A 19,896-nucleotide genomic window follows, 5' to 3' on the forward strand; every position below is an offset into this window, starting at 1 on the left:
GGTCTTTTCGTGAAGGGCCGGCGCTCGCCACGGCCCAGGGGCGTACGGACGATCATGGCAAAGCGCGACTATTACGAGATTCTGGGCATCACTCGCGGGGCATCGGCCGACGAGATCAAGCGGGCCTACCGCAACAAGGCCAAGTCGCTGCATCCCGATCTCAATCCCGACTGCAAGGTTTCCGAATCCGAGTTCAAGGAAGTCAACGAGGCTTACGATTGCCTCAAGGATCCGCAGCGCAAGGCGGCCTATGACCGCTTCGGCCATGCGGCCTTCGACGGCGGCGGATTCGGGGGCGGACGCGCGCCGCAGGGCGATTTCGGCGCGGCCTTCGCAGATGTCTTCGAGGATCTCTTCGGCGAGTTCGTGGGCGCGCGCGCGGGCGGGCGGCCCCGCGCCACGCGCGGGCAGGACCTGCGCTATGACCTGCGCGTGTCGCTGGAGGAAGCCTATCGCGGGATCGAGAAGACCATCACGGTTCCCGGCGCCGTCGCCTGTTCCTCGTGCAACGGCACGGGCGCAGAGGGCGCGGCGGAACCCACGCCCTGCCCCACCTGCTCGGGCATGGGCAAGGTCCGCGCAAGCCAGGGCTTCTTCACCGTCGAACGCACCTGCCCGACCTGCAGCGGCAACGGCCAGATCGTGAAGAACCCCTGCAAGTCCTGCGCGGGCGCGGGCCGCGTGGCGCAGGACCGCAGCCTGTCGGTCGTGATCCCGGCGGGCGTCGAATCCGGCACCCGCATCCGCTTGGCCGGCGAGGGCGAAGCGGGCGTGCGCGGCGGGCCGGCTGGCGATCTGTACATCTTCGTCGAGGTGCGCGAGCACCCGATCTTCATCCGCGACGGCCGGACGCTTGCCTGCCAAGTGCCGGTGGGCATGGCGACCGCCGCCTTGGGGGGTGAAGTCGAGGTGCCGACGATCGACGGCGGCCGTTCGCGCGTCAAGGTTCCGGCCGGCAGTCAGACGGGCCGGCAGATGCGCCTGCGCGGCAAGGGGATGCCGCCCCTGCGCCATGGCGCGGGGCTGAACGGCGATCCCGGCGACATGGTGATCGAGCTGGTCGTGGAAACCCCGGTGAACCTGACCACCCGGCAAAAGGAGCTGCTGCGCGAGTTCGAGGCGATCGCGGCCGACAACCACCCCCAGACGGCAAGCTTCTTTTCCAAGATCAAGAACTTCTGGGAAGGTTTGGGGGCCTGACGCGGCAGTACGCGCATTAACCGCGTGTTAACTGCTCTGGGGCAGGCTGAAGGCATGACCGCGAATCGTGCCTTTCAGGAAGCCTCGCCCTCGCTGTTCGGATTTGTCCCGGCCGAGGATGACTGCACTCCCGTCCCGCCGCAGGCTGCGCCTCCGGGGAAGACCACGCGGCTGCCCAGCTATATCGCCGACCACCGCGCCCGCCTGCGCGACCGCTTCATGCAGGGTGGCGCGGGCGCGATGCCGGATTATGAGCTGCTGGAGCTGATCCTGTTCCGCGCCGTGCCGCGCCAGGACATGAAGCCCATTGCGCGCCGGCTTCTGGACCGCTTCGGCGACTTCAACCGCGTGCTGTCGGCCGACCCGACGCAGCTGGCGCAGGTGGAAGGCGTCGGCCCGGCGGTCGTGACCGAGTTGAAGATCGTTGAGGCGGCGGCCCAGCGGCTCGCCCGGTCCAGGGTGATCAACCGCCCCGTCCTGACCAGCTGGGACGCGCTGCTGGACTACTGTCACACGACCATGGCCCATGGCGCGGTCGAGCAGTTCCGCGTCCTTTACCTTGACCGCAAGAACGTGCTGATTGCCGACGACGAACAGGCGCGGGGCACGGTGGACCACGTCCCGGTCTATCCGCGAGAGATCGTGCGCCGCGCGCTGGACCTGAACGCCAGCGCCATGATCCTGGTCCACAACCATCCCTCGGGCGACCCGACCCCCAGCGCCGCCGACATCGACATGACTCGCCAGATCGTGGCGGCGGCAGGAACGATGGGGATCACCGTCCACGACCACCTGATCATCGGGAAAAGCCGCGAGCTCAGCTTCCGCAGTTCGGGACTGCTGTAGTCCCGGCATCTTCCGCGCGGGTTGCCCGACATCGGACAATCCCGGCGGCAGCCTGTGCCGGCTGGACACCTCGGCCCGCACCCGCATGATGCGGCCAGCGGCAGAGGGAGGGAGACATGAAGATCCTGACAAGGCTGGGAATGCAGGTCCCGGTGATCCAAGCGCCGATGGCGGGCGTCTCGACCCCTGCCTTGGCGGCGGCGGTCAGCACCGCGAGTGGTCTGGGCAGCCTCGGCCTCGCCGCGATGACGGGGGTCGAGGCGGCCGAAGCCATCGCCGAAACGCGCCGCCTGACCGGCCGCCCCTTTGGCGTGAACCTGTTCTGCCACCAGCCGCAGCCCCGCGACCCTAAAGCCGAGGCGCGATGGCTGGACCGGCTCACACCTCATTTCACCAAGGTCCGGGCAGAGCCGCCGAGATCCCTGACCCCGCGCTACCCGAGCGTCCTGGAAAGCGACGAACTGTTGGCCGCCGTCCTTGCCGCCCCTCCGGCGCTTGTCACCTTCCACTTCGGCCTGCCGCGCCCCGACCAGATCGCCGCCCTGCGCGAAGGGGGGTGCCTCTTGGGCGCAACCGCCACCAGCGAGTCCGAGGCCCGGCGCATCCGCGATGCGGGCCTTGACCTGATCGTCGCGCAGGGCTGGCAGGCCGGAGGTCACAGGGGGATATTCGACCCGGCTGGCCCGGACGAACGATTGGAAACGCTGGATCTTGTCCGGCGCATCGCACCCCTGGGACTGCCGGTCGTAGCGGCAGGCGAGATCATGGACCGCACCGACAGCCGCCGCGCGATTGATGCGGGAGCGGTCGCGGTTCAATGCGGCACGGCCTTCCTTCTGGCCCTCGAGGCCGCGACCTCGCCCGCCCATCGGCAGGCGCTGGGCCGGGGCGAGACGTGGATGACCAAGGCGATCTCGGGCCGCCCGGCACGCTGCTGCGCCAATGACTTCACCGCCATCCCGGACGAGGAGGCACCGGGCTATCCTGTCACCTATGCGGCAGGAAAGGCGCTGGATGCGGCCGCACGGGCGCATGGCGTTACGAGCTACGGCGCGCATTGGGCCGGCACTGGCTGCGCCCGCGCCGTGGCGCGACCGGCCGCGGAGACCGTCGCAGCACTGGCACCCTAGCGCGGGCGCCTACCTGTAGCGGCTGACATCGCCCTCTTGCGGGATCGTCGGGTTGCGCTCAGGCGCCCTGCGCGGCCACGAACTCGTCCCGGCCGTAGCCCTGCAGGTACAGCAGCGCCGTCAGGTCGCCGTGGTTGATGCGGATGGGAGCCTGCGCGGCAACGACCGGCTTGGCATGCAGCGCAACGCCCGTCCCGGCCAGCTGCAGCATCCCCAGATCGTTGGCCCCGTCTCCGACCGCGATCGCGTCCGCTGGCGTCAGGCCGCGGACGGCAGTGATCTCGTGCAGCGCCTCGACCTTGGCCTCGCGCCCGAGGATCGGCAGGGCGACCCGGCCGCTGAGCCTTCCCCCTTCGTCCGACAGCAGCACGTTGGCGCGCTGTTCGTCAAAGCCGAGGCGGTCGGCAACCGGCCCGGTGAAATCCGTGAAGCCGCCCGAGACCAGCGCCGTCCAGGCACCGTTGGCATTCATCGTGGCGACCAGTGTGGGCCCTCCGGCCGCGAGGGTGATGCGGGTTTCCAGCACCTGCGCGATCACCGTCTCGGGCAGGCCTTCCAGCAGCGCCACGCGGGCGATCAGCGCCTCGTGGAAGTCCAGTTCTCCGTTCATGGCGCGTGCCGTGATCGCGGCCACGCGCGGGCCGACCCCCGCCATGTCGGCCAGTTCGTCGATGCATTCCTGCCCGATCATGGTCGAATCCATGTCCGCCAGCAGCACCGCCTTGCGCCGCCCCGCCGTGGGCTGCACCGCAAGATCGAGGCCGCGCCCGTCAAGCTGTGCCCAGACCTCGTCGAAATCGGCGGGCGGCGATTCGATGGCGAACTCGGCCGCCGTGCCCCGGTCGAGCCAGATCGCCCGGCCACCGCCCCATCGGCGCTGCAGCGTGGTGATGATGTCGTCGTCGAGATCGGCGCGCGTGGGCGAGGCGAGGATGCTGACGGTATACATGAAGGCCTTTCCGCTGTCGGCCCTCGCATTACGGAGAAATTTCACGATCCGCCAGCGTCACGGGCCTTGCGTGAAGGGAGATGCCGGGCGTATGTCCGTGAGTGGGACACCCCTCCCCAACGAGGGGCTTTTTAGCTGGAAGGCTAACCATGCTCGATACCACGACCCCGGCCGCGCGGCCGGCCAATCCGCGCTTTTCGTCTGGCCCATGTGCCAAGATCCCCGGCTACAATCTCGACCTGCTGAGCGACGCGCCCTTGGGCCGCTCGCATCGCGCAGCCGTCGGCAAGAACAAGCTGGCGCAGGCGATCGACCTGACGCGCGAGGTGCTTGAGGTTCCGGCCGACTACCGCATCGGCATCGTTCCCGGTTCCGACACCGGCGCGGTCGAGATGGCGATGTGGACCATGCTGGGCGCGCGCCCCGTCGAGATGCTGGCTTGGGAAAGCTTCGGCGAAGGCTGGGTCACGGATGCGGTCAAGCAGCTGAAGCTGGATGCGACCGTCCGCAAGGCGGACTACGGCCAGATCGTGGACTTCGCAGAGGTCGATTTCGACAAGGATGTCGTCTTCACCTGGAATGGCACGACCTCGGGCGTGCGGGTGCCGAACGGGGACGCGATCCCGGCGGATCGGCAAGGGCTGACCATCTGCGACGCGACCAGCGCGGCCTTCGCCATGGACCTGCCCTGGGACAAGCTGGATGTGGTGACCTTCTCCTGGCAGAAGGTGCTGGGCGGGGAAGGCGCGCATGGCGTCCTGATCCTGTCGCCGCGCGCCGTCGAGCGGCTGGAAAGCTATGCCCCCGACCGCCCGCTGCCCAAGATCTTCCGCCTGACCAAGGGCGGCAAGCTGATCGAGGGCATCTTCAAGGGCGAGACGATCAACACGCCCTCGATGCTGTGCGTCGAGGACTACATCGTTGCGCTGAACTGGGCCAAGTCCGTGGGCGGTCTGAAGGGCCTGATCGCGCGGGCGGATGCCAACGCCAAGGCGGTGGCCGATTTCGTGGACGGGCGCGACTGGATCGCGAACCTGGCCGAGGACCCGGCAACGGCCTCGACCACCTCGGTCTGCCTGCGCTTCACCGATCCCGCGATCAAGGATGCCGCGGGCTTCGCCAAGGCCGTGGCCAAGCGGCTCGAGAAGGAAGGCGTGGGGCTGGACCTTGGCGCCTATCGCGACGCGCCGGCGGGGCTGCGGATCTGGTGCGGCTCGACCGTCGAGACGGCGGACGTCCGGGCGCTGATGCCCTGGATCGAATGGGCGTTCCAGGCGGAACTGTCCGCGCAGGACTGACGCCAGGCGGTGCGTGGAAACCACGCACCCTACCCCCTTCCCGTAGGGTGCGTGCTCGGCACGCACCATTTCCCCACATCTCACATGGGACGAACCCACATGGCACCCAAGGTTCTGGTTTCCGACAAGCTTTCCGAAACCGCCGTTCAGATCTTCCGCGACCGCGGGGTCGAGGTTGACTATCTGCCCGAGGTCGGCAAGGACAAGGAGAAGCTGGCCGAGATCATCGGCGATTATGACGGGCTGGCGATCCGGTCGGCCACCAAGGTCACCGAGAAGCTGCTGGAGAAGGCCACGAAGCTGAAGGTCATTGGCCGCGCCGGCATCGGCGTGGACAACGTGGAGATCCCGGCCGCCTCGAAGAAGGGCGTGATCGTGATGAACACGCCCTTCGGCAACAGCGTCACCACCGCCGAGCACGCCATCGCTCTGATGTTCGCGGTCGCGCGGCAACTGCCAGAGGCGAGCGTCTCGACCCACGCCGGCAAGTGGGAAAAGAACCGCTTCATGGGGGTGGAACTGTTCAACAAGACGCTGGGCGTGATCGGCGCGGGCAACATCGGCGGCATCGTGATCGACCGCGCCCGGGGCCTGCACATGAAGGTGCTGGCCTATGACCCCTTCCTGTCGGAAGAGCGCGCAACCGAGCTGGGCGCGGCCAAGGTCGAGCTGGACGAACTGCTGGCGAAGGCCGATTTCATCACCCTGCACGTGCCGCTGACGGAAAAGACCCGCAACATCCTGTCGGCGGAAAACCTCGCGAAGACCAAGAAAGGCGTGCGCATCGTCAACGCCGCCCGCGGCGGGCTGATCGACGAGGCGGCGCTGGCGGAAATGCTGAAGTCGGGCCATGTCGCGGGTGCGGCGCTGGATGTCTTCGCCACCGAGCCCGCCACGGAAAGCCCGCTGTTCGGGCTGCCGAACGTCGTGGTGACGCCGCACCTCGGGGCCTCGACCACCGAGGCGCAGGAGAACGTGGCCCTGCAGGTGGCCGAGCAGATGGCCGATTACCTGCTGACCGGCGCGGTGCAGAACGCGCTGAACATGCCCTCGGTCACAGCCGAGGAAGCAGCGGTCATGGGGCCGTGGATCAAGCTGGCCGGTCACCTCGGCGCCTTTGTCGGCCAGATGACGGACGAGCCGATCACGGCGGTCAACATCCTTTATGACGGCGTGGCCTCGGGGATGAGCCTGAACGCGCTGAACGCGGCGGTGATCGCGGGCGTGATGAAGGCCGCGAACCCAGACGTGAACATGGTCTCGGCCCCTGTCATGGCGAAGGAGCGGGGCGTTCACATCGCCACCACGACGCAGGACAAGTCGGGCGTCTATGACGGCTACATCAAGGTCACGATGGTCTCGGGCGACCGCGAGCGGTCGATCGCGGGCACCGTCTTCAGCGACAGCAAGCCGCGCTTCATCCAGATCCGTGGCATCAACGTGGACGCCGAGATCGGCGAGCACATGATGTATACCCGCAACAAGGACGTGCCGGGCGTGATCGGGACGCTGGGGATGACGCTGGGGGGACTGGGCGTCAACATGGCGAACTTCACCCTTGGCCGTGCCGCGAACGGGGGCGATGCCATCGCCATCACCTATCTGGACGAGCCCCTGCGCGACGACGTGCGCCAGGCACTGCTGGCGACCGGCAAGTTCATCCAGGTCCGCCCGCTGCGCTTCGAGGTGTGACGGAACTCCCTCCCCGGCCGGTCCGTTGGCCGGGGAACCTCAAGGGGGCAGCATGCGCATCTATGCCATCGGCGATATCCACGGCCAGCTGGAGCGGCTGCGCGAGGCGCACGCGCGCATCCTGCGTGACGGCGGCGAGGAAGCGCGGATCGTCCATGTCGGGGACCTGATCGACCGCGGTCCGGACTCGCGCGGGGTGGTGGAACTGCTGATGGAGGGCCAGGCGCGCGGCCGGAACTGGATCGTCCTCAAGGGCAACCACGACCGCGCACTGCCCAACTTCCTGCGAGATCCGCGCTGGATCGACCCCCGCGCGGCCGAGCGCAAGGACTGGATCGCCCGCGATGTCGGGGCCGGGGCGGCGCTGGCCTCCTGGGGCATTCCCGATGCCGCCCGCCGTCCGCTGGAGGAGGTCCATGCCGAGGCGGTGGCGAAGGTGCCCCAGGATCACGCGCGCTGGCTGCTGGGCCTGCCCGCCTGGTATCTGAGCCCGCTGGCCCTGTTCGTCCATGCGGGCCTGCGCCCCGGCGTGGACCTCTGCGCGCAGATCGAGGATGACCTGCTGTGGATCAGGAAGCCCTTTCATGACGACCGCCGCGACCACGGGGTGCTGGTGGTCCACGGCCACACCCCGATCCGGCAGCCGACCCATTACGGCAACCGCGTCAATATCGACAGCGGCGCAGGCCACGATGGCCCCCTGACCGCAATCCGACTGGACGCGCAGGGCGTCTGGGTGCTCGGGGACGGACCACCACGCCCGCTGCGGCCCTCACCCTCTCGGATGCGGAATGCTACGTGAGGTTTTGTGAGGTTTCTGGGACATTTGATGCATCCGTGACCGCCCGCCGATTTACTCGGACGCCTCAACGCGTTAAGACTTGTTCCGGATACCCATAGCCGGAAGACCCGATGCGCACGGCGAAATACAACATCGGCCAGGTGGTTCGCCACCGCGAACACCCGTTTCGCGGGGTAGTGTTCGACGTGGACCCGCAATTTTCGAACACCGAGGAATGGTACCAGTCCATCCCCGAGGATTGCCGTCCGTCCAAGGACCAGCCCTACTATCACCTTTATGCCGAGACCGAGGCAACCTATTACGTCGCCTATGTGTCGGAACAGAACCTCGTGCCCGACGCCTCGGGCGAGCCGCTGGAGCATCCCGACCTGGGCATCCGCTTCGGCGAGTTCCAGAACGGCCGCTATCCGCTGCAATACGGGTTGAACTGAACCGGAAATGGAGCCTTCGCTGATCGCGGCCCTGGTGGCGGCGGCCGCTGCGGCCGGGTTCGTCGATGCCATTGCGGGCGGCGGCGGGCTGATCACCGTGCCGGCGCTGATGCTGGCGGGCCTGTCGCCGGATCAGGCGCTGGCGACCAACAAGGTGCAGGGCAGCTTCGGCGCGGCGACGGCCGCCTTCAGCTATGGGCGCAGCGGGCTTGTCGATCTGCGCCGCCAGTTGCCGACGGGGGCCCTGGCCTTTGCGGCGGGCGGCGCGGGCGCGGGCCTGGTCACGGCCCTGCCGACCGATGTGCTGCGCGTTGCCCTGCCCATCCTGCTGATCGGCATCGCGCTGTTCTTTGCCTTCAAGCCCGGTCTGAACGATCTGGACCGCGCGGCGCGGCTGCGGCCGGCGCTGTTCGCCCTGACGGCGGTGCCGTTCATCGGGTTCTACGACGGGCTGATCGGACCGGGGGCCGGGGCCTTCTACATGCTGGCCTTCGTGACGCTGGCAGGCTTCGGCATCCTGAAGGCCACGGCGCATACGAAGCTGCTGAACTTCGCCTCGAACATCGGCGGGCTGACCGTCTTTGCGCTGACCGGCCATCCGCTGTGGATCGTGGGGCTTGCCATGGGCGCGGGCCAGGTGCTGGGCGCGGCGCTGGGTTCGCGGCTGGCGATGCGGGTCGGCGCGCGGGTCATCAAGCCGCTGCTGGTGGTCAGCTCGACCGTGCTGGCGCTGCGGCTCCTGTGGCAGATGATCTGAGGCCGGGCCCTCAGATCTTCAGGAAGCCTTCCGCCAGCCGCCGCTCGGCCACCTCGATCCCGCGCCAGTTCCGCAACGGGTCGGTGAGGTACTTGCCGACGACCGGATGGTTCGCCTCGAGAAAGCCGTAATGGACCAGAAGCGCCGTGATCGCGGCCTCGGAGGCGCGGGTGGCGCCGTCCGCGATCTTCAGCGCGATGCCCATGCCGCGCTCGGGCGCGATGGCGATGAAGACCGCCTCGGCTCCCGTCTTGACAGCGACGCGGCCCTTCATGGCGCGCATCAGGTCCGTGCAGGCCCGCCCCTCGCCTGCGACCAGTTCCGGGTGCAGCATCATCGCCTGCACCAGCCGCTGCATGCCCTGGCCACGCGCGTCCTCTCCGCCGCAGGCGAAGGCCGACATGGCGCGGGCCAGACCCGCGACCGAGGTGGCGAAGTTCGGGGCCGAGCAGCCGTCGATGCCCATGCCCGCGACCGGCTCGCCCGTGACTTCCTCGGTCGCTGCGCGGATCGCCTGCTGCAGGGGATGATCGGGCAGGTGATAGTCGGGGTCGGCCCCATGGTGCCGGTTCCAGGTCAGGAAGCCCGCGTGCTTGCCCGAGCAGTTGTTGTGGATCTGGCAGGGCGCCTCGTCCGAGCAGGTGAGCCGCCGGCTTTCCGCCGCGTCCCATGGCAGATGCGTTCCGCAGCGCAGGTCGGACTCGCCCAAACCCAGGGCGCCCAGCCAGGCGCCCACGCGGTCCACGTGGATGCGCGCACCGCTGTGCGAGGCGCAGGACAGCGCCAGTTGTTCCGTTCCCAGCCGGGCTGCGTCGGCAGCCCCGCTTTCCAGCAGCGGCAGGGCCTGGATCATCTTGCAGGACGACCGGGGGAAGATCACTGCCTGCGGATCGCCCCAGGCGGCGACCATGCCGCCCCGGTCCCAGACCACGGCGTGGCCCTGGTGGATGCTTTCGGGCAGACCGCCCCGCCACAATTCGATCAGGTCGGCCGCCGCCATCATCCAGCCCTTTGACAAATGCGCGATTTCCTGCCCGCAGGGGTTTTGCGGGCCGATGGTTTGCGGTTATTAGTCGCCATCAGGTCGCAAGACCACCGATTTGTGACAACCCGGCCCAACCGGGGCAGCAAGAGGGCACGAGCATGACGAAATCCATCTTCCACCTCGGCCTGGTGGCCGCGGCGCTGACGGCCCTTGCCGCCCCCGCGTTCGCCGCCGAGCCGAAGGTTCTGGGCAGCCAGGGCGACTGGACTGCCTTCGGGGGCGACGACCCCAAGGAATGCTGGGCCGTGTCCCCGCCCAAGTCCATCCGCAACACCGACGCCGAGGGCAACCCGCGCGAGGTGACGCGCAGCGACATCCGGCTGTACATCGCCTATCGCCCCGGCCAGAACGGCGAGGTGTCGTTCCAGGGCGGCTATCCCTTCGCCCCCGATTCCACCGTGGACGTGACCGTCGGCAGCCAGACCTTCAAGCTGTTCACGGAAGGCGAGAACGCCTGGACCGGCTCGCCCGACGAGGACTCGAAGCTGATCAGCGCCCTGCGCGCGGGTTCGGAAGCCGTCGTGAAGGGCCGCTCGACCCGCGGCACCCGGACGACCGACACCTTCTCGCTGTCGGGCATCACCGCCATGACCAACGCGGCGCGCGACGCCTGCCGCTGATCGCGGCTGCGGCGTTCCGTCCCTTGCGCCAACGCCGGGGCCGCCCCATCTGGGTGCGGCCCCCTTCCTTTTTCCCGCCGCTGGATTTCCGCCGATGACGACGCACGCCGCCCCGACCCTTGAGACGCCGCCCGCCCCGGCTGCGCCGATCGTGCAGGATGTGCGGACGATCCCGCGCAAGCTGGACGCCGGCGCCCGCACGAACATCGTCGGCCTGACGCGCGAACAGCTGCGCGACGCCCTGATCGCCGCCGGCACGCCCGAGCGGCAGGCACGGATGCGCGTGGGCCAGATCTGGCAGTGGGTCTATCACTGGGGCCTGCGCGACTTCGCGCAGATGACCAACCTCGCCAAGGATTACCGCGCCTTCCTGGCGGATCGCTTCGAGATCGCCCTGCCCGAGGTCGTGACGCGCCAGGTCAGCGACGACGGCACCCGCAAATACCTTCTGCGGATCGCGGGCGGGCACGAGGTCGAAACGGTCTACATTCCCGAGGAAGGCCGGGGGACGCTCTGCGTCTCCAGCCAGGTCGGCTGCACCCTGACCTGCACCTTCTGCCACACCGGCACGCAGAAGCTGGTCCGCAACCTCACGGCGGGCGAGATCGTGGGCCAGCTGATGGTCGTGCGCGACGACCTGGGCGAATGGCCCGAGCCCGGCGCGCCCAAGGACGAGACGCGGCTTGTGTCGAACCTCGTGCTGATGGGCATGGGCGAGCCGCTTTACAACTTCGACAACGTGCGCGACGCAATGAAGGTCGTGATGGACAACGAGGGGCTGAGCCTCTCGCGCCGCCGCATCACGCTGTCCACCTCGGGCGTCGTGCCGGAAATCGCCCGCACCGCCGAGGAGATCGGCTGCCAGCTTGCGGTCAGCTTTCATGCCACCACCAACGAGGTGCGCGACAGGCTGGTGCCGATCAACAAGCGCTGGAACATCGACGAGCTGCTGGGCGCCCTGCGCGAATACCCCCGCCTGTCGAACAGCGAACGGATCACCTTCGAATACGTGATGCTGGACGGCGTGAACGACACGGACGAGGACGCGCGCCGCCTGATCCGGCTGATCCGGGGCATCCCGGCCAAGATCAACCTGATCCCCTTCAACGAATGGCCCGGCGCCCCCTACAAGCGATCGTCCTGGGAGCGGATCGAGGCCTTCGCCGACATCATCTACAAGGCGGGCTATGCCTCGCCCATCCGCACGCCGCGGGGCGAGGACATCATGGCCGCCTGCGGGCAGCTGAAATCGGCCACCGAGCGTGGCCGCAAATCGGCGGCTCAGGTTGCGGCCGAGGCGGGGATCTGACCCAGCCGGGCTGCGACCTCCTCGGCAATCGCCAGAGATGAGGTCAGGCCCGGGCTTTCGATGCCGAACAGGTTGACGAGGCCGGGGAGGCCATGCGCTTCCGGCCCGTCGATGCGGAAATCAGCGGCAGGCTCTCCGGGGCCGCTGATCTTGGGGCGGATGCCGCAATAGGTGGGCGCCAGCGCCCCCTCGGGCAATTCAGGCCAGTAGCGGCGGATCTCGGATTCGAAATGCGCCTGCCGATTGGGGTTCACGCGATAGTCGATGCTGTCGATCCACTCGACATCCGGGCCGAAACGCATCGAACCGCCAAGGTCCAGTGTCAGGTGGACGCCCAGTCCGCCCGGTTCCGGCACCGGGTAGATCAGGCGCGAGAAGGCGGGCCTGCCCGGCGCGGCGTAATAGCTGCCGCGCGCATAGCGGGTAACGGGCACATGGGCGGGGTCCAGCCCCTGCACCGCCTGCGCCACCTGCGAGGCCCAGAGCCCGGCGGCGTTCACCACCATGTCGGCAGCCAGCCGGAAGCGCTCGCCATCCGTTTCGGTGTCCACGACGAAGCCGTCGGCGGTGGGTTCTATGGCGAAAACCTGCGTGCCAAGGGCCAGAGAGGCGCCCGCGGCTTCCGCATCCGCCAGCAGCGCCTCCATCAGCGCATGGCTGTCCACGATGCCCGTTTCCGGCGACAGAAGCGCACCGTGGCAGGAGAGTGCAGGTTCAAGCTCCATCGCCTGCGCCCCGGTCAGCATGGTCAGTGTCACGCCATTCGCCGCCGCGTGGCCCGCGATGGTCTCCAGCACCGCCAGTTGCTCGGGCGAGGTCGCCACGATCAGCTTGCCGCAGCGCCGGTGGGGCACGCCGCGCCGGGCGGCATAGTCGTAAAGCATCGCCCGGCCCGCCGTGCAGAGCCGCGCCTTGAGGCTGCCGGGGGCGTAATAGATGCCTGCGTGGATCACCTCGGAATTGCGGGAACTCGTCTCGGTGCCGATGGCTTCGGCCTTCTCGGCGATCACCACCTCGATCCCCTGCAGGGCCAGGGCGCGGGCCACGGCCAGTCCCACGACGCCCGCGCCCACAACGATGCAGCCGACCCGATCCATGTCCGAACTCCGCCCAAGAAAAAGGCCCGCCCCGAAGGGCGGGCCGTTCATCCATATGACCGGCGCCTCAGCGGGGCGCGATCATCATCACCATCTGCCGGCCTTCCAGCTTGGGCATCGATTCGACCTTGCCCGCCTCGCCCACGTCGTCGCGGACGCGGTTCAGAAGCTCCATCCCCAGGTTCTGGTGGGCCATCTCGCGGCCGCGGAAGCGCAGGGTGATCTTCACCTTGTCGCCGTCTTCCAGGAAGCGCATCACCGACCGCATCTTGACGTCGTAGTCGTGGTCATCGGTTCCCGGACGGAACTTGATTTCCTTGATCTCGATCGTCTTCTGCTTCTTGCGGGCCTCGGCCTCGCGCTTCTGCTGTTCATACTTGAACTTGCCGAGGTCCATGATCTTGCAGACCGGCGGCACGGCGTTGGGCGAGATCTCGACCAGATCCAATCCGGCTTCCTGGGCGAGGGCGATGCCCCGGGCAGGAGTAACCACCCCGATGTTTTCCCCGTCGGCGCCGATCAGGCGGATTTCCGGAACCCTGATCCGATCGTTCGTGCGGGGGCCGGTGTCGCGGGTGGGCGGAGCGTTGTGCGGTCTGCGGGCTATGGGCGTAGTCCTTGCATGGTTGAAAGAATCGATCACGAGATAATCAAGCGCGCCCCGCGATTCAACAGGCAAGGCGGGCACCTGGGGCAGCCCGCGCGGGTTTTCCGGCGCGTCGCGCTGTGCGATAGAAGGATTGTCCCCTGTGGCGGCGGCGGATGCGGCGGCACGGGCGGGCGATGGATCATGGGGTTTCGCTGATGACGCGCCTTGGGGCTGTGATTCTCGTTCTGGTCATCCTGCTGGCCGGTGTCTTCGCCTGGCAATGGCAGTCGCGCCAGCCGGCCGAGCCGGTCGCGACCGCCCCTGCCCCCCCGCCGGCCGATCCGGCCGCAGAGGCGGGCGACAGCGCCGCATCGGCTGCAGGCAGCGCCGCCGATGCCGCCGCCGACGCCGCGGACATGGCCGCGGATGCCGCAGCGACCGCGACGCAGGCGGCAGAGGGCACGGCCACCGTGCCGCTGGACGAGGCCGCGCGCGCAGCGCAGGAAGCCGCTGAAGCCGCCATCCAGGCAGCCGCCGAGGCGGCGGATGCCGCAGCGCAGGCGCAGGCCGAAGCCCGGGCGGGCGACGCCACGGACGCCGCTGCCGCGACCGAGGCCGCAGGGTCCGCCGCGCGCGACGCGGGGACTGCCGCCGGAACCGCCACCACCGCCGCGCGCACCGCCGCCGAGATCGACCGGCTGCTGACCCCTGAGGGCTTCAACGCGGGGGAGGTCGCCGCCCTGATCGATTCGAGCAACCTCGAGGCCGCGCAGAAGCAGTCGCTGAAGACCATCGTGACGGCGGCCTCGAGCAGCCCGGCCATGCTGCGCTCGGCGCTGGAACAGGTGCGGGCGGTGCTGCGGTGAACGAGGCCAGCCCTCTTGTCCGGCCCGACCCGGCCGACCCCCAGGGCCTGAACGAACCCTCGCGCCCGGCCGCGCCCCCGCTGCCCGCAGCCGCCGAGGGCCAGCCGGCCGCGCCTTTCCGCCCCGTTCCGCTGGACGCCTTCCTGGCAAGTCCCGGCGACCACCTGCGCCGCGGTCCGATCGCCATCATCCTGGTCGAGGACATGGTCGAGGTCGCCGCGACCCTGTCCCATCACATCGAGGCGGGCTTCAAGAAGATCCTCGCCCTGTCGCCCGAGCCGCTGTCCCCTGCCGACCTGCCCGACGATCCCAAGGGCCGGGTGCTGAACCTGCTGTTCGACGCGCGCGCCTCGGGGGCCCATGTCCGCGCGGTCAATGCCGTGATCGAAGCGGCCCCTGCCGATACCTGGCTTTACTACGGCTACAACGCCGAGTTCCTGTTCTATCCCTTCTCGGAAAGCCGCGGCGTGGGCGAGATGCTGGCCTTCCACGCCGAGGAGCGACGGCGGGGGATGCTGACCTATGTGATCGACCTTTATGCCCCGGACCTGGCGCGCCATCCCGATGCCGTCAGCATGGACGAGGCCATGTTCGACGGGACGGGCTATTACGCCCTGGGCCGTTCCGACCGCAGCGGCGGCACCCGCGAGCGGCAGCTGGATTTCTTCGGGGGCCTGCGCTGGCGCTTCGAGGAGCACCTGCCCCCCGACCGCCGCCGCATCGACCGCATCGCGCTGTTCCGCACCGAAAAGGGCCTGCGGCTGCTGCCCGACCACCGGCTGTCGATCGAGGAATACAACACCTATTCCTGCCCCTGGCACAACAACCTGACGGCGGCTGTGGCGTCCTTCCGGGTGGCGAAGGCCCTGGTGCGCAACCCCGGCTCGCGCGAACAGATCCGGGGCTTCACCTGGCGCAACTCGGAACCCTTCCGCTGGTCCTCGCACCAGCTGATGGAGCGCGGGCTGATGGAGCCGGGGCAGTGGTTCTGACGCGGGGCCAAGGACCGCGAAGGAAAAAGGGGGCCGCAAGGCCCCCTTCGCATTCCTGAAGCCGGGGGCGCGCAACCCGCGCCCCGGCCTGCGTCAGATGACGCCCAGCGCGCGCATCGCCTCGGCCACGCGGACGAAGCCCGCGATGTTGGCGCCCAGCACGTAGTCGCCCGGCGCGCCGTATTCCTCGGCGGTTTCGGCGCAGACGTCGTGGATGTCGGTCATGATGCCGTCCAGGCGCTCGACCGTTTCCTCGAAGGTCCAGCTGTCGCGCGAGGCGTTCTGCTGCATCTCCAGCGCCGAGGTGGCGACCCCGCCCGCGTTCGCGGCCTTGCCGGGGGCGTACAGCACGTCGCCCCGGCGGAAGGCTTCCACCGCGTCGGGGGTGCAGGGCATGTTGGCGCCCTCGGCCACGACGCGGACGCCGTTCTGGATCAGCGTCTTGGCATGACGGCCGGTCAGTTCGTTCTGCGTCGCGCAGGGCAGTGCGATCTCGCAGGGAACATCCCAGATCGCGCCCTTCCCGGCCTCGATGAAATAGGTGCCGGTGCCCTTGATGCGGGCATATTCCGAGATGCGGCCGCGGCGCTTTTCCTTGATCTCGCGCACGAGTTCGAGGTCCAGCCCGTCCTCGTCCACGACATAGCCGCCGGAATCCGAGCAGGCGACGACCTTGGCGCCGTATTCCTGCAGCTTCTCGATGGCAAAGGTCGCCACGTTGCCCGAGCCCGAGACGACCGCCGTGCGGCCCTCGAAATCCTCGCCCACGGCCTTGAGCATCGAGCGCACGAAGAACACCGCGCCGTAGCCTGTGGCCTCGGGGCGCGCGCGCGAGCCGCCGTAGGACAGGCCCTTGCCGGTCAGAACGCCCGCCTCGTAGCGGTTGGTCAGGCGCTTGTACTGGCCGAACATGTAGCCGATCTCGCGCCCGCCCACGCCGATGTCACCGGCCGGAACGTCGGTGTATTCGCCCAGGTGCCGGTGCAGTTCCGTCATGAAGGACTGGCAGAAGCGCATGATCTCGCGGTCGCTGCGGCCCTTGGGATCGAAGTCCGAGCCGCCCTTGCCGCCGCCGATGGGCATGGTGGTCAGGGCGTTCTTGAAGGTCTGCTCGAAGCCCAGGAACTTGATGATGCCGACGTTCACCGAGGGGTGGAAGCGGATACCGCCCTTGTAGGGGCCGAGCGCCGAGTTGAACTGGACCCGGAAGCCGCGGTTGATCTGGACCCGGTTCTGGTCGTCGATCCACGGCACGCGGAAGATGATCTGGCGCTCGGGCTCGCAGATGCGCTCGATCAGGCCTTCTTCCAGGTATTCAGGGTGCTTGGCGACGACGCGGCCAAGGCTTTCCATGACCTCGATCACGGCCTGGTGGAACTCGGGCTCGCCCGCGTTGCGCTCCTTCACCGTGGTGAGGATGTGTTGAAGCTTGTCGTCGATGCGTACCATGTCCGTCCCGCCACTGTGGGTCTCCGGCGCGCGGCATAATCCCAGACTCGGGCAGGCTACAACTGCCTTGCACAATTTTTGTGCGGAAATACGATGAAATCTTGGGCCCTCCACCACCTTCCGCCGGGTTGCGCGCAATATTTCGCGGGCCGGGCAGAGGCGCCCTCGCCTGCTTGCGCGGTTTGCCGCCCGGATGATAGACGCGGGAAAAGCCGGCACGGGCCGGCGTGGACAGACAGGACCAAACCGCATGGCGATGGAACAGACCCGCTTCGACAAGGGCGACCTTCTGGCCTGCGCGCGGGGCGAGTTGTTCGGCCCCGGCAATGCCCAGCTTCCCGAGCCGCCGATGCTGATGATGGACCGCATCACCGACATCAGCGAGGACCGGGGCGCGCATGGCAAGGGCCATGTGGTGGCCGAGTTCGACATCACCCCCGACCTGTGGTTCTTCGCCTGCCATTTCCCCGGCAATCCCATCATGCCGGGCTGCCTCGGCCTTGACGGGCTGTGGCAGCTGACGGGCTTCAACCTGGGCTGGCGCGGCTGGACCGGGCGCGGCTATGCGCTGGGCGTGGGCGAGGTCAAGCTGACCGGCATGGTCCGGCCTGACCGCAAGCTTCTGACCTACAAGGTCGATTTCACCAAGGCCGTGCAGACCCGCCGGCTGACCATGGGCGTGGCCGACGGCATCGTGGAAGCCGATGGCGAGGTCATCTACCAGGTCAAGGACATGAAGGTCGCTCTTTCCGAGAGCTGAACAAGAAGGGCTGCATCATGCGCCGAGTCGTCATCACCGGGCTGGGGATCGTCTCGCCCATCGGCAACAACGCCGCCGAGGTCACCGAAAGCCTGCGCACGGGCCGTTCCGGCATCGTCTTTTCGCCCGAATACGCCGAGCGCGGCTTCCGCAGCCAGGTCGAGGGGCGCCCGACCATCGACATCGCCGCCCATGTGGACAAGCGCGACCTGCGCTTCATGGGCGAGGGCGCAGCCTGGAATTTCATCGCCATGCAGCAGGCCGTTGCGGACTCGGGGCTGGAGCCCGGCGACGTGTCGAACCCGCGCACGGGCCTTGTGATGGGCTCGGGCGGGCCGTCGACGTCCAACTTCTTCAACGCCCACCAGATCGTCGTTGAAAAGGGCGCGCCCAAGCGCATGGGGCCCTTCATGGTCACGCGCTGCATGTCGTCCACGAACTCGGCGACGCTGGCGACGCCCTTTTCCATCAAGGGCGTGAACTACTCGATCACCTCGGCCTGCTCGACCTCGGCCCATTGCATCGGCAACGGGACCGAGCTGATCCAGATGGGCAAGCAGGACATCGTCTTCGCCGGTGGCGGCGAGGAACTGGACTGGACGCTCTCCTGCCTGTTCGACGCGATGGGCGCGATGTCCTCGAAATACAACGACGCGCCCGCGACCGCCTCGCGCCCCTTCGACGCGACCCGCGACGGCTTCGTGATCGGCGGCGGCGGCGGCGTGGTCGTGCTGGAAGAGCTTGAGCATGCAAAGGCGCGCGGCGCCAGGATCTATGCCGAGGTGACGGGCTACGGCGCGACCTCGGACGGCTACGACATGGTCGCCCCCTCGGGCGAGGGCGGCGAGCGGTCGATGAAGCTTGCGCTCGGCACGCTGCCGGAAGGCCGCAAGATCAGCTATGTGAACGCGCATGGCACCTCGACCCCGGCGGGCGACGTCACCGAGATCAAGGCCCTCCGCCGCGTCTTCGGCGAGGGTGCGGTGCCGCCCGTGTCCTCGACCAAGTCGCTGACCGGGCACAGCCTCGGCGCGACAGGCGTGCACGAGGCGATCTATTCGCTGCTCATGATGCAGCACGGCTTCATCGCCGCCTCGGCCAACGTCACGGAACTCGACCCCGAGATCCGGCCGGAAGAGATTGCCACCAGCCGCATCGACAACGTCGATTTCGACAGCGTGCTGTCCAACAGCTTCGGCTTCGGCGGCACCAATGCGACGCTGGTGATGTCCAGGTTCCGCAACTGACATTCATAACAAGGATCTTTGTCCATGCCGGGATTGCTCGAGGGGAAACGCGGCCTTGTGATGGGGGTCGCCAATGACCGCTCGATCGCCTGGGGCATCGCAAAGGCGCTGGCCGCGCAGGGGGCGGAACTGGCCTTCACCTACCAGGGCGAGGCCTTCGGCAAGCGGGTCCAGCCGCTGGCGGAGTCAGTTGGGTCGGACCTCCTGCTGGATGTGGATGTGACGAATGACGACTCGCTCGACGCCGCCTTTGCCGCGTTGGGCGAACGCTGGGGGCGGCTGGACATCCTGGTCCACGCCATCGCCTTTTCCAACAAGGACGAGCTGACCGGCCGCTTCGTGGACACGAGCCGGGCGAACTTCAAGCAGTCGCTGGACATCTCCTGCTATTCGCTGATCGAGGTCGCCCGCCGCTCGCTGCCGCTGATGACCGAGGGCGGCACGATCCTGACCCTGACCTATGGCGGGTCGAACCGGGTGACGCCCTTCTACAACGTGATGGGTGTGGCCAAGGCGGCGCTGGAATCGGCGGTGCGCTATCTGGCGAACGACCTCGGGCCGCAGGGCATCCGCGTGAACGCGATCAGCCCCGGCCCGATGAAGACGCTGGCCGGCGCGGCCATCGGCGGCGCCCGCAAGACCTATCGCCATACCGAGGCGAACGCCCCCCTGCGCGCCAACGCCACGCTTGAGGCGATTGGCGGGACGGCGGTGTGGCTCGCCTCGGACTGGGGCGCCTGCACGACCGGAGAGGTCGTGACCGTGGACGGCGGCTATCACGTCCTGGGAATGCCGCAGCCCGAAAACATCTGAGCGC

At 68.3% G+C, this 19,896-nt stretch carries 20 protein-coding genes; 15 read left to right on the forward strand and 5 right to left on the reverse strand.

What is annotated here, in order from left to right:
• Positions 1 to 54 precede the first annotated feature (54 nt).
• The 3 genes from dnaJ (at position 55) to BLQ03_RS00420 (ending at position 3,176) form a co-directional block, all read left to right on the forward strand.
• Positions 55 to 1,200 (forward strand): molecular chaperone DnaJ, encoded by a 1,146-nt coding sequence (gene dnaJ, locus BLQ03_RS00410; protein WP_090751501.1) that lies wholly within the window; start codon positions 55 to 57, stop codon positions 1,198 to 1,200.
• A 54-nt stretch (positions 1,201 to 1,254) separates the two neighbouring features.
• Positions 1,255 to 2,046, forward strand: coding sequence for a RadC family protein (gene radC / locus BLQ03_RS00415; protein WP_090751503.1), 792 nt, complete (start codon positions 1,255 to 1,257; stop codon positions 2,044 to 2,046).
• 116 nt (positions 2,047 to 2,162) lie between these two features.
• A complete protein-coding gene (locus tag BLQ03_RS00420) occupies positions 2,163 to 3,176 on the forward strand; it encodes an NAD(P)H-dependent flavin oxidoreductase (RefSeq protein ID WP_090751505.1) in 1,014 nt (337 codons plus the stop codon).
• 58 nt (positions 3,177 to 3,234) lie between these two features.
• On the opposite strand, the gene serB is transcribed toward BLQ03_RS00420, so the two are convergent.
• A complete protein-coding gene (serB, locus tag BLQ03_RS00425; RefSeq protein WP_090751507.1) occupies positions 3,235 to 4,125 on the reverse strand; it encodes a phosphoserine phosphatase SerB in 891 nt (296 codons plus the stop codon).
• Between the two features lie 149 nt (positions 4,126 to 4,274).
• Here serB and BLQ03_RS00430 point away from each other — a divergent pair, with 149 nt between their 5' ends.
• From BLQ03_RS00430 to BLQ03_RS00450, 5 genes are all read left to right on the forward strand, one after another.
• Positions 4,275 to 5,423 carry a phosphoserine transaminase gene (locus BLQ03_RS00430; protein WP_090751510.1) on the forward strand — a complete coding sequence of 383 codons (1,149 nt, stop codon included), beginning with the start codon at positions 4,275 to 4,277 and terminating at the stop codon, positions 5,421 to 5,423.
• Between the two features lie 99 nt (positions 5,424 to 5,522).
• On the forward strand, positions 5,523 to 7,115 hold the full coding sequence (serA, locus tag BLQ03_RS00435) for a phosphoglycerate dehydrogenase (RefSeq protein WP_090751512.1): 1,593 nt from the start codon (positions 5,523 to 5,525) through the stop codon (positions 7,113 to 7,115).
• Positions 7,116 to 7,167: 52 nt separating this feature from the next.
• Positions 7,168 to 7,917, forward strand: a complete 750-nt coding sequence (locus tag BLQ03_RS00440) for a metallophosphoesterase (RefSeq protein ID WP_090751514.1) — start codon at positions 7,168 to 7,170, stop codon at positions 7,915 to 7,917.
• 110 nt (positions 7,918 to 8,027) lie between these two features.
• Entirely contained in the window at positions 8,028 to 8,348 is a 321-nt protein-coding gene (hspQ, locus tag BLQ03_RS00445) for a heat shock protein HspQ (RefSeq protein ID WP_090751517.1), read from the forward strand.
• Between the two features lie 7 nt (positions 8,349 to 8,355).
• Positions 8,356 to 9,105 carry a TSUP family transporter gene (locus BLQ03_RS00450; RefSeq protein WP_090751519.1) on the forward strand — a complete coding sequence of 250 codons (750 nt, stop codon included), beginning with the start codon at positions 8,356 to 8,358 and terminating at the stop codon, positions 9,103 to 9,105.
• Positions 9,106 to 9,115: 10 nt separating this feature from the next.
• On the opposite strand, the gene BLQ03_RS00455 is transcribed toward BLQ03_RS00450, so the two are convergent.
• Positions 9,116 to 10,108: an asparaginase gene (locus BLQ03_RS00455; protein ID WP_175558730.1), complete on the reverse strand. Its 993-nt coding sequence runs from the start codon at positions 10,106 to 10,108 to the stop codon at positions 9,116 to 9,118.
• Between the two features lie 140 nt (positions 10,109 to 10,248).
• Between BLQ03_RS00455 and BLQ03_RS00460 the strand changes: the two genes are divergently transcribed.
• Positions 10,249 to 10,770, forward strand: a complete 522-nt coding sequence (locus BLQ03_RS00460; RefSeq protein WP_090751523.1) for an invasion associated locus B family protein — start codon at positions 10,249 to 10,251, stop codon at positions 10,768 to 10,770.
• A 94-nt stretch (positions 10,771 to 10,864) separates the two neighbouring features.
• Complete coding sequence (gene rlmN / locus BLQ03_RS00465) at positions 10,865 to 12,079, forward strand: dual-specificity RNA methyltransferase RlmN (protein ID WP_090751525.1); 1,215 nt, start codon at positions 10,865 to 10,867, stop codon at positions 12,077 to 12,079.
• Here the strand turns inward: rlmN and BLQ03_RS00470 are convergent.
• Both BLQ03_RS00470 and infC read right to left on the reverse strand, forming a co-directional pair.
• Positions 12,052 to 13,176 (reverse strand): NAD(P)/FAD-dependent oxidoreductase, encoded by a 1,125-nt coding sequence (locus tag BLQ03_RS00470; protein WP_090751527.1) that lies wholly within the window; start codon positions 13,174 to 13,176, stop codon positions 12,052 to 12,054. The genes rlmN and BLQ03_RS00470 overlap by 28 nt on opposite strands.
• A 67-nt stretch (positions 13,177 to 13,243) precedes the next feature.
• Entirely contained in the window at positions 13,244 to 13,864 is a 621-nt protein-coding gene (infC, locus tag BLQ03_RS00475) for a translation initiation factor IF-3 (protein ID WP_425415704.1), read from the reverse strand.
• A 116-nt stretch (positions 13,865 to 13,980) separates the two neighbouring features.
• Here infC and BLQ03_RS00480 point away from each other — a divergent pair, with 116 nt between their 5' ends.
• Both BLQ03_RS00480 and BLQ03_RS00485 read left to right on the forward strand, forming a co-directional pair.
• The gene (locus BLQ03_RS00480) at positions 13,981 to 14,631 is read left to right on the forward strand and encodes a hypothetical protein (RefSeq protein WP_139166581.1); all 651 of its coding nucleotides are present in this window, start codon (positions 13,981 to 13,983) and stop codon (positions 14,629 to 14,631) included.
• A gap of 131 nt (positions 14,632 to 14,762) precedes the next feature.
• A complete protein-coding gene (locus BLQ03_RS00485) occupies positions 14,763 to 15,623 on the forward strand; it encodes a glycosyltransferase family 2 protein (RefSeq protein WP_090752090.1) in 861 nt (286 codons plus the stop codon).
• Positions 15,624 to 15,716: 93 nt separating this feature from the next.
• Here BLQ03_RS00485 and gdhA read toward each other — a convergent pair whose 3' ends face one another.
• Positions 15,717 to 17,072: an NADP-specific glutamate dehydrogenase gene (gdhA, locus tag BLQ03_RS00490; protein WP_090751531.1), complete on the reverse strand. Its 1,356-nt coding sequence runs from the start codon at positions 17,070 to 17,072 to the stop codon at positions 15,717 to 15,719.
• A 250-nt stretch (positions 17,073 to 17,322) separates the two neighbouring features.
• Between gdhA and fabA the strand changes: the two genes are divergently transcribed.
• From fabA to BLQ03_RS00505, 3 genes are read left to right on the forward strand one after another with little or no spacing between them, the layout of a single operon-like run.
• Positions 17,323 to 17,832, forward strand: a complete 510-nt coding sequence (gene fabA, locus BLQ03_RS00495) for a bifunctional 3-hydroxydecanoyl-ACP dehydratase/trans-2-decenoyl-ACP isomerase (RefSeq protein WP_090751533.1) — start codon at positions 17,323 to 17,325, stop codon at positions 17,830 to 17,832.
• A gap of 17 nt (positions 17,833 to 17,849) precedes the next feature.
• Complete coding sequence (gene fabB / locus BLQ03_RS00500) at positions 17,850 to 19,079, forward strand: beta-ketoacyl-ACP synthase I (RefSeq protein WP_090751535.1); 1,230 nt, start codon at positions 17,850 to 17,852, stop codon at positions 19,077 to 19,079.
• A 24-nt stretch (positions 19,080 to 19,103) separates the two neighbouring features.
• Entirely contained in the window at positions 19,104 to 19,892 is a 789-nt protein-coding gene (locus BLQ03_RS00505) for an enoyl-ACP reductase FabI (RefSeq protein WP_090751537.1), read from the forward strand.
• The last annotated feature ends 4 nt before the right edge of the window (positions 19,893 to 19,896 follow it).

The organism is Paracoccus chinensis, from assembly GCF_900102885.1.
Lineage (GTDB): Bacteria > Pseudomonadota > Alphaproteobacteria > Rhodobacterales > Rhodobacteraceae > Paracoccus > Paracoccus chinensis.

What these genes read in the sequence shown, in the direction of transcription:
- BLQ03_RS00480 (WP_139166581.1), top strand. Translation starts at nt 13,981, where the DNA reads ATGACGCGCCTTGGGGCTGTGATTCTCGTTCTGGTCATCCTGCTGGCC.
- BLQ03_RS00420 (WP_090751505.1), top strand. Translation starts at nt 2,163, where the DNA reads ATGAAGATCCTGACAAGGCTGGGAATGCAGGTCCCGGTGATCCAAGCG.
- BLQ03_RS00470 (WP_090751527.1), bottom strand. Translation starts at nt 13,176, where the DNA reads ATGGATCGGGTCGGCTGCATCGTTGTGGGCGCGGGCGTCGTGGGACTG.
- BLQ03_RS00505 (WP_090751537.1), top strand. Translation starts at nt 19,104, where the DNA reads ATGCCGGGATTGCTCGAGGGGAAACGCGGCCTTGTGATGGGGGTCGCC.
- BLQ03_RS00455 (WP_175558730.1), bottom strand. Translation starts at nt 10,108, where the DNA reads ATGATGGCGGCGGCCGACCTGATCGAATTGTGGCGGGGCGGTCTGCCC.
- fabA (WP_090751533.1), top strand. Translation starts at nt 17,323, where the DNA reads ATGGCGATGGAACAGACCCGCTTCGACAAGGGCGACCTTCTGGCCTGC.
- hspQ (WP_090751517.1), top strand. Translation starts at nt 8,028, where the DNA reads ATGCGCACGGCGAAATACAACATCGGCCAGGTGGTTCGCCACCGCGAA.
- fabB (WP_090751535.1), top strand. Translation starts at nt 17,850, where the DNA reads ATGCGCCGAGTCGTCATCACCGGGCTGGGGATCGTCTCGCCCATCGGC.
- dnaJ (WP_090751501.1), top strand. Translation starts at nt 55, where the DNA reads ATGGCAAAGCGCGACTATTACGAGATTCTGGGCATCACTCGCGGGGCA.
- BLQ03_RS00450 (WP_090751519.1), top strand. Translation starts at nt 8,356, where the DNA reads ATGGAGCCTTCGCTGATCGCGGCCCTGGTGGCGGCGGCCGCTGCGGCC.
- BLQ03_RS00440 (WP_090751514.1), top strand. Translation starts at nt 7,168, where the DNA reads ATGCGCATCTATGCCATCGGCGATATCCACGGCCAGCTGGAGCGGCTG.
- serA (WP_090751512.1), top strand. Translation starts at nt 5,523, where the DNA reads ATGGCACCCAAGGTTCTGGTTTCCGACAAGCTTTCCGAAACCGCCGTT.
- serB (WP_090751507.1), bottom strand. Translation starts at nt 4,125, where the DNA reads ATGTATACCGTCAGCATCCTCGCCTCGCCCACGCGCGCCGATCTCGAC.
- radC (WP_090751503.1), top strand. Translation starts at nt 1,255, where the DNA reads ATGACCGCGAATCGTGCCTTTCAGGAAGCCTCGCCCTCGCTGTTCGGA.
- BLQ03_RS00460 (WP_090751523.1), top strand. Translation starts at nt 10,249, where the DNA reads ATGACGAAATCCATCTTCCACCTCGGCCTGGTGGCCGCGGCGCTGACG.
- rlmN (WP_090751525.1), top strand. Translation starts at nt 10,865, where the DNA reads ATGACGACGCACGCCGCCCCGACCCTTGAGACGCCGCCCGCCCCGGCT.
- gdhA (WP_090751531.1), bottom strand. Translation starts at nt 17,072, where the DNA reads ATGGTACGCATCGACGACAAGCTTCAACACATCCTCACCACGGTGAAG.
- BLQ03_RS00430 (WP_090751510.1), top strand. Translation starts at nt 4,275, where the DNA reads ATGCTCGATACCACGACCCCGGCCGCGCGGCCGGCCAATCCGCGCTTT.